At 63.1% G+C, this 632-nt stretch carries 1 pseudogene; it reads right to left on the bottom strand.

Annotation, left to right across the window (positions count from 1 at the left end):
- Window positions 1-170: 170 nt before the first annotated feature.
- Window positions 171-632 (bottom strand): annotated as a pseudogene (locus DEQ92_RS21315) (AarF/ABC1/UbiB kinase family protein); the annotation flags it as partial.

The following is a 632-nucleotide window of genomic DNA, read 5'->3' as shown; positions in this document are numbered from 1 at the left end:
TGAACGGGCATCTCCGCGTCTCGTATGCGTCAGGGATGAGCGAACTGAAGGAAGCGCTGAACCGGATCGAGTCGTTCGTCGAGTCGAACTAATAGGGGCTATCGTAACTGTTCGGAGAGTCTCGCCGTATCGTCCGGCGAGGAGTCTATGGAGACTTCCGAGAATCCCTCTCAGTCCTCGCGGCGCTCGCGCATACTCTGCCGGGTGAACTGTGGCTTCGCGCGGATGCCGCGCTTGCTCCGGAACGACCGGTAGAGGGCAAACAGCGGCGGCAGCGTCAGCACGGCAGCGACCGCGGCCGGAACGACGCTGGTCGCATCGAAGGTGTAGAGAATCGCCGTCGAGAGGGCACCGACAGCGACGAACAGGCCGTAGACGATGCGGCGCGCCAGCCGGTCGAGAACGTCGTTCTCGTCCTCGAGCCGGACGTTGACAGTGGAGTTGTCGTTGTCGATCCGATCGAGCGTCCGGTTCATCTTCGGCGGCACCTCGAAGAGCGCTCGCGTCGTCTGCTGGACCTGCCGGCCGCCCTGCTCGATCAGTTGACGCGCCGTCTCCTCGTAGTAGCCCTCGTCTTCGAGGTAGTCGGTCGCGACCGAGATGAAGTCGAAATCGGGGTCGAGCGTGACACA

Origin of the sequence: Haloferax sp. Atlit-6N, assembly GCF_003383195.1 — an archaeon.
In the GTDB taxonomy this organism is placed as follows: Archaea; Halobacteriota; Halobacteria; order Halobacteriales; family Haloferacaceae; genus Haloferax; species Haloferax gibbonsii.
Note: the sequence above shows the minus strand (reverse complement) of the source record. Positions and strands in the feature narration are given on the sequence as shown.